General features: G+C 43.9%; 8 protein-coding genes. 2 read left to right on the top strand and 6 right to left on the bottom strand.

What is annotated here, in order from left to right; all coding sequences use genetic code 11:
* Positions 1–2: 2 nt before the first annotated feature.
* Both leuB and leuA read right to left on the bottom strand, forming a co-directional pair.
* Positions 3–1,100 (bottom strand): 3-isopropylmalate dehydrogenase, encoded by a 1,098-nt coding sequence (gene leuB, locus R1T43_RS16440; protein ID WP_013785249.1) that lies wholly within the window; start codon positions 1,098–1,100, stop codon positions 3–5.
* Positions 1,101–2,660 carry a 2-isopropylmalate synthase gene (gene leuA / locus R1T43_RS16435; protein ID WP_317350385.1) on the bottom strand — a complete coding sequence of 520 codons (1,560 nt, stop codon included), beginning with the start codon at positions 2,658–2,660 and terminating at the stop codon, positions 1,101–1,103.
* 502 nt (positions 2,661–3,162) lie between these two features.
* Here leuA and R1T43_RS16430 point away from each other — a divergent pair.
* Positions 3,163–4,152, top strand: coding sequence for an alpha/beta hydrolase (locus R1T43_RS16430; protein WP_317355896.1), 990 nt, complete (start codon positions 3,163–3,165; stop codon positions 4,150–4,152).
* Between the two features lie 181 nt (positions 4,153–4,333).
* Here the strand turns inward: R1T43_RS16430 and R1T43_RS16425 are convergent, their stop codons facing one another.
* A complete protein-coding gene (locus R1T43_RS16425; protein WP_317350384.1) occupies positions 4,334–5,128 on the bottom strand; it encodes a hypothetical protein in 795 nt (264 codons plus the stop codon).
* A 676-nt stretch (positions 5,129–5,804) separates the two neighbouring features.
* On the opposite strand from R1T43_RS16425, the gene R1T43_RS16420 reads away from it, so the two are divergent.
* A complete protein-coding gene (locus tag R1T43_RS16420) occupies positions 5,805–8,762 on the top strand; it encodes a TonB-dependent receptor (RefSeq protein ID WP_317350383.1) in 2,958 nt (985 codons plus the stop codon).
* A gap of 367 nt (positions 8,763–9,129) precedes the next feature.
* Here R1T43_RS16420 and eno read toward each other — a convergent pair whose 3' ends face one another.
* From eno to mutS, 3 genes are all read right to left on the bottom strand, one after another.
* Positions 9,130–10,422: a phosphopyruvate hydratase gene (eno, locus tag R1T43_RS16415; RefSeq protein ID WP_013785244.1), complete on the bottom strand. Its 1,293-nt coding sequence runs from the start codon at positions 10,420–10,422 to the stop codon at positions 9,130–9,132.
* 59 nt (positions 10,423–10,481) lie between these two features.
* Positions 10,482–12,113 carry a CTP synthase gene (locus tag R1T43_RS16410; RefSeq protein ID WP_317350382.1) on the bottom strand — a complete coding sequence of 544 codons (1,632 nt, stop codon included), beginning with the start codon at positions 12,111–12,113 and terminating at the stop codon, positions 10,482–10,484.
* Positions 12,114–12,291: 178 nt separating this feature from the next.
* Positions 12,292–14,919 carry a DNA mismatch repair protein MutS gene (gene mutS, locus R1T43_RS16405; RefSeq protein ID WP_317355894.1) on the bottom strand — a complete coding sequence of 876 codons (2,628 nt, stop codon included), beginning with the start codon at positions 14,917–14,919 and terminating at the stop codon, positions 12,292–12,294.
* Positions 14,920–15,006 lie beyond the last annotated feature (87 nt).

Below are 15,006 nucleotides of genomic sequence, written 5' to 3'. Positions count from 1 at the left end.
AATTACTCCTGCGCCATTAATTGTTTTACTATTTCATCACCGACTTGAGAGGTGGTAGACGCGTTTTCTCGCTTATCATCAGGAAGAAGTTCGCCTGTAAGAACTCCCGCTTCTAATGTGGCAATTACCGCTTTTTCAATAGCATCGGCAGCATCAGTTAGGTTCATGCTAAAACGTAACATCATGGCTGCTGAAAGTACCTGTGCAATAGGGTTAGCAATGCCTAAGCCTGCAATGTCAGGGGCAGAGCCACCCGCAGGTTCGTACAAACCAAAACCGTCTTCGTTCATGCTAGCAGAGGCTAACAAGCCCATTGAGCCCGTCATCATGGCACATTCATCAGAAACGATATCGCCGAATAAGTTAGAACACAGCATCACATCAAACTGCGCTGGGTTCTTCATGATTTGCATGGTCGCGTTATCAATATAGATATGATCAAGCTCTACGTCTGGGTAGTCTTTTGCCACTTCTTCAGTCACTTCACGCCACAAGCGGCTGGTAAGTAACACATTGGCTTTATCTACAGAAGTCACTTTACCCCGGCGTTTCTGCGCAGCTTCAAAAGCGGCAACCGCAATACGGCGAATTTCACGCTTGCTGTAACGCATAGTGTCATAAGCGAACTCTTCTTCACCTTCGCCTTCGCGCCCTTTGGGCTGGCCAAAGTAAATACCGCTGGTAAGTTCACGCACTACCAATACATCTACGCCAGATTTCGCAATGTCTTCACGTAGTGGAGACAAGGCTTCTAACCCAGGATAAATACGGGCAGGGCGCAAGTTACTGAATAAATCAAAATGGCTACGCAATGTTAATAATGCGGCACGCTCTGGGCGCTGCTCTAGTGGTAATGTGTCCCACTTAGGGCCGCCAATACTACCAAATAAAATGGCATCGGCTTGCTCACAACCTAGTAAGGTTTTTGACGGAAGGGCTTCACCTTCAGTATCGATAGCGTAACCGCCGACAGGGTAAGCTGTGCGGTTAAAGGCTACGTTAAATTTCTTTTCTACCGCATCTAAGACCTTGTTGGCCTCTTGCATTACTTCTGGGCCTATACCGTCTCCGGCTAATACGGCAATTGAGAACTGGCTCATTTAAACTCCTGCAACGCGTTCTTGTTGATTTTTCTGCTGGTCAATTTGATCAGCTAAATAAGTGTTGTTTAGTACAAAAATAAGGGCTTTAACACCAGCTTCAACAATATCGGTGGCAAGACCAATGCCGTGGAAACGACGCCCATTATAAGTGGCGATCACACTCACTTGTGCTAGGGCATCGGCCCCTTCGCCTTTTGAATCTAATTTGAAGTCTACAACTTCAACATCTTCATGGCCCAAGATAGCTCTAATCGCATTGTATGCGGCATCAACCGGACCATTACCAATACTAGATTGGATAATTTCTTCTTCGCCTACTTTTAGTTTAACGGTAGCGCTTGGAATAATTTCACGACCTGAACTGGCTTGTAAGTACAGTAATTGATAATGCGCATGGTCGTGCTTTTGCTTATCGAAGAACAACAAAGCTTCTAAGTCGTAATCGTAAACTTGGCCTTTTTTGTCAGCCAATTTCAAGAATGCGTCGTACACTGCTTCTAAATCGTAATCTTCTACTTTGTAGCCTAATTCGGTTAAGCGATGCTTAATTACGTGGCGACCAGAGCGAGACGTTAAGTTTAGGTTGTTTTTATTAATACCTACACTTTCCGGTGTCATGATCTCATAAGTATTTTGCGCTTTTAATACGCCATCTTGGTGAATACCCGATGAGTGACTAAATGCGTTAGCTCCTACAATCGCTTTATTCGCCTGAACCGGCATATTACATAATTGGCTAACCAATTTAGAGGTGCGCGAAATTTCCTGAGAATTGATGTTTGTGTTGATGCCCAACATGGCTTGGCGGGTTTGCAAAATCATTGCAATTTCTTCAAGTGAAGCGTTACCCGCCCGTTCACCAATACCGTTAATGGTACATTCAACTTGACGAGCACCTTGTTCTACCGCAGCTAAAGAATTTGCTACCGCTAACCCTAAATCATTGTGGCAATGTACAGAGATAATCGCTTTGTCGATATTTGGAACACGATTAAACAATTGTTGAATAATACCGCCGAATTCCGTTGGCGTAGTGTAACCAACCGTATCAGGAATATTTACTGTGGTAGCGCCTGCATTAATAGCGGCTTCTACCATGCGGCATAAGTAATCAATGTGGGTACGACCTGCGTCTTCACATGAAAACTCTACGTCATCTGTGTATTTACGGGCATGTTTAACTGCCGCAACTGCCATATCGACTACTTCATCGTGAGATTTACGTAATTTAGCACCTACGTGAATTTCTGAAGTGGCGATAAAGGTGTGAATACGAAACTGCTCGGCTACGCCAAGGGCCTGACCGCACGCATCAATGTCTTTTTCTAAGGCACGTGATAAGCCGCATATAACCGAATTTTTAACTTCTTTTGCAATCATTTGTACCGAGCGAAAGTCGCCTGGTGAAGAGACGGGGAAGCCTGCTTCAATGATATCAACACCTAAACGTTCGAGCGCTAGCGCAATCTGCAGCTTTTCTTTGGCACTTAAGCTTGCAGGTAAGGCCTGCTCACCGTCTCGCAATGTGGTATCAAAGATTTTCACTTGATTTGTCATAACGCTCTCTCGTTTATAAAAGTTAAAAAAAAACCCGTGCTAAGCACGGGTTTCTGTGTAATTAATCGCTGGTCGCAATCTACCCGTGCAGTCTTGCTGCCATAAGGAGTAGAGTTAGAAGAAAGCGATTGCGCATCATTTGCGTATTTTCTTTGCCGACCAGTTGATAGCGACAATGTACCCATCCACGCCTTTAAGGTCAACCTTTGATTCGAATAATGGGTATAAAATTTGGTTATAAATAATGGTTTTTTAAAAATAGGGTGTTTATCCTATTTTTCGGGGTTATTTGATGCGTTTATTTCACGTTGCTCAAATTCATCGAGTGAAGAGCTGGTCGTTAGGATGTATATACTAATTTCGTGAAATTGATAAAGCGCTTGTATTGTCTATTTAGTTGCCAAATTACGATGGAATAGCGAATTTCGCTGCTTAACAAAGGCGTATTGTTTCAGCGATTTTGATAGGGTAAATCACCTAGTATCTTCTTTAGAGCAAAATGATGAAACGCGCTATTTTTTCTTTAAGTTATTCGTTTCTTATCTTCACGTTTTCAACCATTGTTTTTGCAAAACCTTTTTCGAAAAATCTAACTGGCTTCGAGTATCCTTTTGATGTTCACACCATGGCATTTGAATCTCAAGGGCAAGGGTTAACCATGGCATACATGCATTTACCGGCAAAGGAAGGGCAACCCACAGTATTGTTGTTGCATGGTAAGAACTTTGCCAGTAGTTATTGGGAAACCACAGCCAATTGGTTGCATGAACAAGGGTATGGAGTGGTTATTCCTGACCAAATTGGCTTTGGTAAATCAGATAAGCCGGTTAATTATCAATATAGCTTTGCGGCATTAGCGAACAACACCAAACAGTTGCTGACATCGTTGAACCTTGACGATGTGATTGTGACAGGTCATTCGATGGGCGGCATGGTGGCGTCGCGATTCGCACTGAATTATCCAGAAAGTGTGCGCAAGCTTGTGCTTATCAATCCTATTGGTTTAGAAAACTACCTTCAATATGTGGAATATAAAGATGTCGCGTTTTTTCTTCAAAATGAGTTGAAGAAGAAGCCTGAAAATATCGTCACATACCAGAAAACAAATTATTATGATGGCGATTGGAATGACACATATGCCTTCCATGCCAGCCATTTAATGGGATGGATTGAAGGTGATGATTGGCCCCAACTAGCCAAAGTGAGTGCGTTAACTTACGACATGATATTTACTCAACCTGTTATCGAAGAATTTGATAACTTCCAAGTACCGGTTACCTTAATTTTAGGTACACGAGATAGAACCGGACCCGGAAGAGGTTGGAAAAAAGAAGGTGTTACGCGGGAGCTTGGCCGTTACGATAGACTTGGCGCTGAAGTTAAAGCTCGCAACAATGCCATAACGGTGAAAGAGCTTGACGGTTTGGGACACTTACCACACATTGAAGCCTTCTCTCGCTTTATAAAACGCTACGAAGAAGCGTTGGATTAAATACCGACGCTGTGGCGGGATGACTAACTGTGGCGGGATAACTAACTGTGGCGGGATAACTAACTGTGGCGGGATAAACTAACTGTGGCGGGATGAGTTAACTGTGGAGTGATGAGTTAACTCATCGCGGTCGCGTTGTACTTCAAGCCTGCCTTAGGAATGCCTAAAATAGGCACTAGCCTTAACCTTTCAGGGTGAAATTCTTCCAGTTTATGTGAGTGGACAGACGCATTTCTCGCAATGAAAGTGCTCGCGGTGCCCCCTTCGATTTATGACGCCACATATGCCCACTGCACGCAGAGGCCATAATTGCCGTGGTAGGTTTCAAAAGCTGTCGCTTTAATACCGTATTTGCATCGGTGACGCTGGACGTGCCGAGCCCTGTCGTGCCGAGCCCTGTCGTGCCGAGCCCTGTCGTGCCGAGCCCTGTCGTCCCGAGCCCTGTCATGCCGAGCCCTGCTTTGTGCTGACGTGTTTCAGCTTCACTATGTGCCATCTCGCCATCAAAAGAAAACCATCCGTGTTTATTAGTATGAAGCGTGTGTGTGGCGTGATTCACGCTATCTATTGAGTCGAGCTCTATATGCATACCTTCTAGCGTAGTTATGCAAATAGGTATGACCAAACCGTAATCTGCATATTGACCATACCACTGATGCTTTTTATCAATAGGTTGGCTGTGCCCTGGGCACTTTCCAGGTTGCTTGATAAACCAACTTCCATTGTGGGGATCAATATCTAGCGGTGAGGTATTGTCTATGAGGTATCGTGCCACACTTCGAATGTGGTGGGGCAGGCCGGCCAATCTTCGGCGCAATATCGTCACATTTGAGGGACCTTTATGCGCTATTAGCAAAAGCTCTCTTTCATACAACGCAGTGCAAATTTCAGTGAATTGGGGTTGTGCTCCACCAAGTTCGCCTGAGTTGCTAAAAAAGCCTGATTGTGAAGAAGACGTATGTCCGTCGGATGCCATAATACTGGTAAGACAATAAAAAAGACGCAATAAACCTACGTTAGCAGGATTTATGCTAGGTATCCAGAAACCCAATGCGACCTACCAATAAATAGAAACATCTACGTTGGCGGTACAACAGCATAAAGAGCATCACGCAGTTCACAGTCTTGAACGTGTTAAGTGGCCTTAATGTGATGAATGTAAGCTAACTCAAAAATGTATTTAGCTAGCTGACTGAGTAATGGCCATTAACATTTTACATTACCAATCTAGTGGCAATGAATATATTTATATAAGCAATTAGTATTACCACTTTTGAATAAGCCTTCATTTGACGAAACAATACTAAAGAATAATTATTTAATATATCTCATATTTTCCTCTTAAAAAAATAACTAAAAAACGCAGTCAATAATGGCTAAGTCAATGATAATTAAACGGTAGTGTATGGTTTTCGGAGTGGGTGTTTTTATTGGTTAGTTATGGTGTTGTTAATTGGCATTACAATTGGTGTTAATAATTCTGAGTTTTTAAGTGATCAAAGGTTGACCATTGTATGTTTTTCGTCTAGCTTTGTAATCATCTTGTAAATGAAGTGTATCTTTAATAGTGCAGGATGTAACCACACATAACTTAGCAACGCTGTTTTGAAAGCCTGAAGGCTCGGTTCAAAACGCTGCAAGAGGAAACACACATGGGACACAAATTATCTAAAATCACATTAGCGATGTTGTCTGCAACATCGTTGAGTTTTGCCACTTCTACCCTTGCTCAAGAAGCTCAACAAGAAGCCGAAAAAGACGTAGAAGTTATTCAGGTTTCTGGTATTCGCGCCTCGTTAGCCAGTGCTCTAAATGAAAAACGTTTTACAAACAATTTAGTAGAAGTCATTGAAGCTGAAGACATTGGTAAATTGCCTGACCAAAACTTGGCGGAAGTGTTAGAAAACATCACGGGTATACAAATTACTCGTGAAGCAGGTGTTGGTACGGGAGTGCAAATCCGTGGTACCGATGCCAACCGTACAGAGATAAACGGCGTTTCAACGGTAGGCTCAGGCGCAGGCCGAAGCGGTATCGATTTTGAAGATGTGTCAGCAGCAATCATTGCTGGCTTAGAAGTTACCAAGTCACCAGATGCGAAAACAATTGAAGGTTCCGTTGGTGGTACCATCAACCTTAAGACAATTCGTCCTCTTCAATTGACTGAACGATTAACGTCGATTCGCGTTCAAGGTGAAAACAGTAGCTTGTCTACAGACAGCGGTTTCCAGCCTCGTCTTTCAGCGACGTATGGTGATAACTGGGAAAACGACCACGGTAAATTTGGTGTTGTAGTGAGTGGTAGTTATTCAGAACAAGATGTATCTGCATTTAGACCACGTGCTGACCGAGATAACATAATTGCCTCTGACAGCGGCGTAGCAAGTGCCCAGTCATTCGACTTCCTTCCCATTCAGTTTTTCGTACAAGATTACGACAACTATGAATATGAAACGAAAAACTTCGTAGGTACCTTTGAATGGCAGCCAAACGACAACACTAAGTTTTTCTTCGACGCTATTATTAACGACCAAGAACGTTTGCAAGAAAGCTCACGTGTTCAGGCTTCAGGCGTAAGTGCACTTAACGATATTTCAGTACCTGATGCATTTGAAACGATTAACTTCGGTTCATTAGGCGGTACTGATTTAGGTTCAATGCAGGCTGCGCTTCGCGGTGTTATTCCAGTGAATCTTGATAACGATGACGACGATCCTAACCTTCGTTTGTCGACTGATACAAACTCTCGTATTACAGAAAGCCAAATCTTTAGATTAGGTGGTGAATGGCAAGGCGAGAAATGGTTTGTAAGTGCTGAAGTTGCATCTTCATCTTCAGATACCACCACACCTAGCTTTAATACTACGCTTAACTTCATCAACCCTAATGCACCATTAGATGCTGGTGGTGGTAACGATAACAGTGTTCCGTTTGAATATGATTTATCTGGCGGCTCATTAGCGTTCGGTATTGCATCTGGGGCAGAATATGCGCCAACAGTAGAACAGCTTTTAGACCCTTCAAACGTTGTTTTACGTGATGTGAATATTGGTAGAGATACCACTGAAAACTCAGAAGATGCGATTCGTTTTGACTTTTCATACTACGTAGACTCGATGATTACGTCAGTTGACTTTGGTTACCGCTACAATAAATCAACCAGTACACGTGACGATGTTAACACCAGTGTTGGCTTAAGAAGTATGGAAGACAGCCCTCGAGGTGATTTATTCTCTGAATTACTGGTAGCCGGTCCGAACAACTTTAACGATGCAGATGGTCGCGAACTTTACGTTCGAGATTTCTTAATCATTAACCCTGAATTAGTGGCTTCAGATCCAGATGGCGTATTAGCTTCATTACAACAAGCCATGGAAGCGCATGGTTCTACAGCCACCCTGAATGCCCCAACATCTAGCTCGTCTGGTTTCTTCGATATTGAAGAAGAAACACATGCTCTTTATGCGCAAGCGAACTTTGAATATGAAATGTTCCGCGGTAATTTCGGCCTACGTTATTTGCAAACAGACGTAACCTCTGTGGGTAACTCAATTACTGTAGACGGTGATGGAAACGAATTGGTATCGCAAGTAACTAATACCGGTGATTACGATTTCATTCTACCTCGCTTAAATATTGTTGCTGATGTGGCTGACGATGTTGTCCTTCGCTTTGGTGCAGGTAAAGATATTCGTCGCCCTAACTTTGACGACTTATCTACGTCAGTAACATTCAGTACCAGCCCTAACCCAAATGTAGCCATTGGTAATCCTGGTTTAGAGCCTGAAGAAGTAACATCTTTTGACTTAGCGGCTGAATGGTATTTTGCTGAAGCAAGTGTGGTGAGTGTTGGTATATTCCACAAAACACGTAAAGCACTGCACGTAGACCAAATCGTGAGCCCATTTGAAGATCCAGTAACTGGCTATCGTGACCTTACTGCGCCTTGTGAAGGTGGCGGTGTGTTTAACCCCATTGCTGATATCAACGTTTTTGGACCTGAACTAGGCACAGGTATTTGTGTAGGCACAGAAACTAAGATTAACGACGCTGGCGAAACCACGCAGAAAGGTATCGAAATTGCGGTTCAATATGACCTTTCAAGCTTTGAGAAAGAGTTAGGTTGGGCTTCAGGTTTCGGTGTACTTGCTAACTACACTATTCAAGAGTTCGATGGTGGTGATTCTGAAAATACAGCAACAAGTCGTGCGGCAAATGTCTTTGCAGCCTCTACAGGTATCGATGATATTGAAGTGTCAGCAGTTCAAGGCCTATTGAACTTATCTGAAAACGCGTACAACTTCACTTTGTACTATGAGAAGTTTGGTTTATCAGCGCGCATGCGTTACACATGGCGTGAAGCGTATCGTTCGGATGACTTCGGTAGCACATCAAGCTTCCCATGGGGCTTCCCAGTGGTTCAAGAAGATCGTGGCCAGCTTAATGCAAGCATCAACTACGACGTTAATGAAGACTTCAACATAGGTATTGAGGCGGTAAACATTACTGAATCAGAAGTTGAACAGTCTTGTATCAATGAAGGTGCGTTATTGTGCTTCCAAGGTCTTACCGACCGCCGAGTGACTTTAGGTGCTAACTACCGCTTCTAATTAGCGTGTAGCTTCACTAACAACACTAAAATAAAATACCCCAGCACGAGCTGGGGTATTTTTTTGTCTTAAATTAAGCTCGCTAGTCCTTAATCATTGTCATCTTTATGAAAGGGGTGTTATTGAAAGGGCGCTGTTGAAGGAGGCTAGGGAAGTGGGCTATTTAAGAGGCGTGAGGAAAGGGCTTCAAACAGACACAAAAAAACTGCGTAAAGGTTACCCAAAATTATGGGTCTTTACGCAGCTTTTAATTAGGTAAGTAACTAGTACGCTTTTATATCAAGTGCACTCTTGTCTCAAGTGCACTCTTGTCTCAAGTGCACTCTTGTCTCAAGTGCACTCTTGTCTCAAGTGCACTGTGAATAGGCTACTGACCTTTAATTTCAGAGCGACCTTTATAAGTTGCCGCATCACCCAAGGCTTCTTCAATGCGAAGAAGTTGGTTGTACTTAGCAACACGGTCAGAACGACAAAGTGAACCAGTTTTGATTTGGCCAGCCGCAGTACCTACTGCTAAATCAGCAATAGTCGCGTCTTCAGTTTCACCAGAACGGTGAGAGATAACCGCTGTGAAGCCTGCATCTTTCGCCATCTTAATTGCGTTCAATGTTTCAGTTAGTGAACCAATTTGGTTGAACTTGATAAGGATTGAATTACCAATACCGTTATCAATACCACGCTTTAGAATCTTAGTGTTAGTAACAAACAAGTCGTCACCAACAAGTTGTACTTTTTCACCAATCTTATTGGTTAAGCTTGCCCAACCGTCCCAATCGCTTTCGTCTAAGCCATCTTCAATAGACACAATAGGGTACTTATCAGAAAGGTCGGCTAAGTAATCACCAAAGGCTTCAGAATCGAAGCTCTTGTCTTCGCCAGACAATACGTATTGACCATCTTTATAGAATTCAGATGCTGCACAATCAAGTGCAAGCGTAATATCTTCATTCATTTTGTAGCCAGCATTTTCTACTGCTTCAACAATAACCGCTAGCGCTTCGGCGTTAGAGCTAAGGTTTGGTGCGAAACCACCTTCGTCGCCAACAGCCGTGTTTAGGCCCTTAGCAGAAAGTACTTTCTTCAATGAATGGAAAATTTCAGCACCCATGCGAAGGGCTTCTTTGAAGCTCTTTGCGCCTACTGGCTGTACCATGAATTCTTGAATATCAACGTTGTTGTCAGCGTGCTCACCACCATTGATGATGTTCATCATAGGTACTGGCATTGAGTATTGACCAGGAGTGCCGTTAAGATCTGCAATGTGCTCGTAAAGGGCAACGCCTTTTTCTAAAGCCGCTGCTTTAGCAACCGCTAGCGATACCGCTAGAATAGCATTTGCACCATGAGTTTCTTTATTTTCTGTGCCGTCTAGGTCAATCATGATAGCGTCGATATCAGCTTGCGCTAGGGCATCTTTACCTAAAAGCGCAGGGGCAATTTCGTCGTTAATTGCAGCAACGGCTTTCATTACGCCTTTACCTAAATAACGAGACTTGTCACCGTCACGAAGTTCTAGTGCTTCGCGGCTACCGGTTGAAGCGCCAGATGGTGCCGCAGCACGACCCATAACGCCTGATTCTAAATACACGTCGGCTTCTACGGTAGGATTACCGCGTGAGTCCAGAATTTCGCGACCAATAATGCGACTAATTTTCGCCATGTTTTTTCCTTAACAATTGTTTGGGAACACAACGGGAGAAAGTGTTCCCTTATTAGAAATTAATGATTCTCTTTTTGATACTGTCCAGCAGCAGCGACAAACCCTTTAAACAAAGTGTGTCCATCACGTGGAGTTGACGTAAATTCAGGGTGGAATTGACCCGCAATAAACCAAGGATGGTCAGGTATTTCTATTACTTCTACAAGTCGTTTGTCAGTGGACAAACCACTTACCTTCAGCCCTGCCGCTTCAATTTGTTCACGAAGGTTATTATTCACTTCGTAACGGTGACGGTGACGTTCATAAATTTCAGCACTGCCATACATTTCATGCACTTTAGTACCTTCAATTAAATGACAAAGCTGACTACCTAAACGCATAGTGCCGCCTAAGTCTGAATTTTCAGTACGCACTTCAGTGGTACCCGCTTCATCGAGCCATTCTGTAATTAAGCCAACTACAGGGTAAGGCGTTTCAGGGTCAAACTCTGAGCTATTGGCATCTTCCATACCCGCTACATTACGGGCGAACTCAATGAGTGCTACTTGCATACCTAAACAAATACCTAAATAAGGTACTTTGTTTTCACGAGCATAACGTGCGGCGGCTATTTTACCTTCGATACCACGCTCACCAAAACCACCAGGCACTAATATAGCATCTAGCTTTTCTAGAATTTGTGGGCCTTTGCTTTCAACATCTTGCGAGTCGATATGGTGAATATTTACGGTTAAGCGGTTCTTCAACCCTGCATGTTTAAGGGCTTCGTTAACTGACTTATAAGCATCCGGTAATTCAACATACTTACCAATCATACCAATGTTAACTTCAGCAGTAGGGTTAGATTCTGCGTAAAGTACCTGTTCCCATTCTGATAGGTCGGCTTCTTTACAGTCTAAACCAAAGCGGTCTACCACAAGTTGATCCATACCTTGCGCTTTAAGTGCAGCTGGAATGCGGTAAATGCTGTCTACGTCTTTAAGCGAAATAACCGATTTATCGTTTACGTTGGTGAACAAGGCAATTTTAGAACGTTCAGTAGATGGCAATGCGCCTACAGAGCGGCACACCAAAATGTCAGGCTGAATACCAATCGAACGAAGCTCTTTCACTGAGTGCTGAGTTGGCTTAGTTTTTACTTCACCAGAAGCTGGCATGTAAGGCACTAAAGTTAAGTGCATGTACATAGCTTTTTCGCGGCCTAGTTCAGTACCAAGCTGACGAATGGCTTCTAAGAAAGGTTGTGATTCGATATCACCTACCGTTCCACCAATCTCAACAATAGCCACATCGTGACCTTCAGCGCCTTCAACCACACGGCGTTTAATTTCGTTGGTAATGTGTGGAATAACCTGAATAGTGGCGCCTAAATAGTCGCCTCGACGTTCACGTTTTAGTACTTCTTCGTATACTCGTCCGGTAGTGAAGTTGTTACGCTTGGTCATACGGGTGCGAATAAAACGCTCGTAGTGACCAAGATCAAGATCGGTTTCTGCGCCATCATCGGTAACAAATACTTCGCCATGTTGAATAGGGCTCATGGTGCCTGGGTCGACATTAATATACGGGTCGAGTTTTAACATGGTGACGGTGAGCCCGCGAGCTTCAAGAATTGCGGCTAACGACGCAGCGGCAATACCTTTACCTAGCGATGAAACTACACCACCGGTGACGAAAATATAATTTGTCATGCGAAACCTAGAACGTTGAGTTGTATTGGGTAAATATGAGTGTAGTTTAGGAACTAAACTACCCATACTTTGGACGGGTTAATAGTATACGCAAGTTAGTGTGAGCAGACAATCTGTTTGCCCACACAATCGCTTCTTTTACCTATTTGAGCACTGCTTTTGACGCAAGCGCTTCTTTTTAGGACTGACTTAAACGCTTTAGCGTGTAAATGAGGTCTAGCGCTTGGCGTGGTGAAAGTTCATCTGGTGATAAATTTTCTAACGCTTCAACAACCGGATGCGGTTTATCTGGGAATAACAACTGAGACTGAGCAGGTGTAGACGCCTTTGAACTTGACTTTTTACTGGTTGCTTTAGCGTGTTGCTTACCATTTTTGTCCGCAGTGACAGATGATGTATCAGTTGTATTATCAGCACCGGATTCAGTTTCAGAAATAAGATGCGCGTTTTCCAAAATAGCGAGCTTTTGCTGCGCTGCTTTAATGACAGGTTTAGGCACACCCGCAAGCTGGGCAACCTGTAAACCGAAGCTCTTACTGGCCGCGCCATTTTGAACACTATGCATAAACCGGATGGTATCGTCGTGCTCAACTGCATCTAAGTGCACATTAACCACGCTCTTTTCAGTATCAGGTAACTCGGTAAGCTCAAAATAATGGGTTGCAAATAGGGTGTAAGCATTCAGCTTTTGAGCAAGGTAGCTGGCGCACGCCCACGCCAATGACAAACCATCATATGTACTAGTGCCGCGACCAATCTCATCCATTAAGACTAACGAATGTTTGGTGGCGTTGTGCAGAATGTTGGCCGTTTCTGTCATCTCTACCATAAAGGTTGAGCGACCAGAGGCTAAATCGTCAGATGCCCCAATACGGGTAAAGATCCTGTCGATTTTACCAATATGGGCGTTTTGTGCAGGTACATAGCTGCCAATATAGGCTAACAGCGCAATCAAGGCGGTTTGGCGCATATATGTTGATTTACCACCCATGTTAGGGCCAGTAATAATAAGCATGCGCTGGCTATCGTTAAGCGTTAATGGATTGGCAATGAAAGGGTCTTTCATAACCTGTTCCACCACAGGATGGCGGCCTTCTTCGTAGGTCAGCGCACTTTCCATACTTAACGTAGGGCGATGCCAATCAAGACTTAACGCGCGCTCAGCAAAACAGCATAGTACATCGAGTTTAGCCAGCGCCGCCGCGGTTTCAATTAGCGCATTTAAGCGTGGCGCAACTTCATCAAAAAGTGCTTCATAAAGCTGTTTTTCAAGGGCAAGAGCACGGCCTTGGCTAGTAAGTACTTTATCTTCGTGTTCTTTAAGCTCTGGAGTAATAAAGCGTTCAGTATTTTTAAGGGTTTGCCTGCGAATATATTCGGCGGGTGCTTTGTCGCTATTAGCGCGGCTAATCTCGATAAAGAAACCATGAACTCGGTTGTAGCCTACTTTTAGGGTTGAAATACCCGTGCGTTCACGTTCACGTTGCTCCATGGCGTCAAGGTAATCGGTAGCACCTTGAGACAGTTTTCGAAGTTCATCTAATTCGCTATTAAAGCCTTCAGCAATAACACCGCCATCGCGAATAACCACAGGCGGGTTGTCGATAATTGCATTATTTAATAAGGTTTGTAGCTCTGGGTAGGTACTGATGGCCAGCTTTAATTCATTAAGCTGTGCAACGTTATACTCCCCAAGCGCTTCTTGAAGGTCGGGCAGGGTATTTAGCGCGTTTTTGAGCCTAGCGAAATCCCTAGGTCTTGCTGAACGTAATGCCAACCGTGCCATTATGCGTTCAATATCACCAATGGTTTTTAAATGGCAGCGAATAGCATCTGGCTCATTGTCGATTAGTGCTTCTATAGCATCTTGTCGGTTATGTAATTCGTGCTGGTCGGTGATAGGAGAATGAATATAGCGCTGAAGCAACCGGCTACCCATAGCGGTAGTGGTAGTATCCATTACGCTAAATAGAGTGTTTTCAATACCGCCGGCTAAATTGTGGGTAAGTTCTAAGTTTCTGCGGGTTGCAGCATCTAGCTGTACACGGCTGTCTTGTTGTTCTTTTTGAATACGGCGAATATGAGGCAGCGCGGTACGCTGGGTATCTTTCACATATTGAAGTACACAACCCGCGGCGCCAATGCCTTTGGTTAAATCTGATACCCCAAACCCTGCCAGCTCTTTGGTTTGAAACTGAGCGGTTAATTGTTCGGTGGCGGTATCGATATCGAATTCCCACTCGGGACGACGGCGCAAGCCTTTACGCTGTTCAATCAAGGGTAAGCTTTCAAACCCTTCAGGATAAAGTAATTCAGCAGGGTTAATTCGTTGAAGTTCACCTAGTAAAGCATCGTCGGTGTCGCACTCAACCACTACAAAACGGCCACTGGTCACATCTAATGTAGCCACGCCATAATGCATACTGTGGCCGCATACTGCGGCTAGTACATTATCGCGGCGTTCCTCTAATAAGGCTTCATCGGTAACCGTACCAGGGGTAACGATGCGCTGAACCTGACGTTCAACTGGGCCTTTACTGGTAGCAGGGTCGCCTACTTGTTCGCAAATGGCTACCGACTCACCCAGTTTAACTAAGCGTGCTAAATAGCCTTCCACCGCGTGGTAAGGAACACCAGCCATGGGGATAGGATCGCCACCGGATTTACCCCGTGCGGTTAACGATATATCAAGCAGTTCTGCGGCTTTCTTGGCATCATCGAAAAACAACTCGTAAAAGTCGCCCATACGGTAAAACATAAGAATGTTAGGGTGCTGCGCCTTTATCGTTAAATACTGGCGCATCATAGGAGTGTGTGATTCCAAAAAATGCCTCGTGCTTTTTTATTGCTGATACTTGCGATAACTCAATTTGTTATATTAACAGAAGAATTA

The sequence above is a fragment of the Alteromonas sp. CI.11.F.A3 genome (assembly GCF_032925565.1).
Taxonomy (GTDB): domain Bacteria; phylum Pseudomonadota; class Gammaproteobacteria; order Enterobacterales; family Alteromonadaceae; genus Alteromonas.
The sequence above is the reverse complement of the archived record's forward strand: the minus strand, read 5'-3'. Positions and strand labels throughout refer to the sequence as shown.

Excerpts from the sequence above, each read along its gene's own strand:
- leuB (WP_013785249.1), bottom strand. The coding sequence starts at position 1,100 with ATGAGCCAGTTCTCAATTGCCGTATTAGCCGGAGACGGTATAGGCCCA.
- R1T43_RS16430 (WP_317355896.1), top strand. The coding sequence starts at position 3,163 with ATGAAACGCGCTATTTTTTCTTTAAGTTATTCGTTTCTTATCTTCACG.
- R1T43_RS16425 (WP_317350384.1), bottom strand. The coding sequence starts at position 5,128 with ATGGCATCCGACGGACATACGTCTTCTTCACAATCAGGCTTTTTTAGC.
- R1T43_RS16420 (WP_317350383.1), top strand. The coding sequence starts at position 5,805 with ATGGGACACAAATTATCTAAAATCACATTAGCGATGTTGTCTGCAACA.
- R1T43_RS16410 (WP_317350382.1), bottom strand. The coding sequence starts at position 12,113 with ATGACAAATTATATTTTCGTCACCGGTGGTGTAGTTTCATCGCTAGGT.
- leuA (WP_317350385.1), bottom strand. The coding sequence starts at position 2,660 with ATGACAAATCAAGTGAAAATCTTTGATACCACATTGCGAGACGGTGAG.
- eno (WP_013785244.1), bottom strand. The coding sequence starts at position 10,422 with ATGGCGAAAATTAGTCGCATTATTGGTCGCGAAATTCTGGACTCACGC.
- mutS (WP_317355894.1), bottom strand. The coding sequence starts at position 14,919 with ATGATGCGCCAGTATTTAACGATAAAGGCGCAGCACCCTAACATTCTT.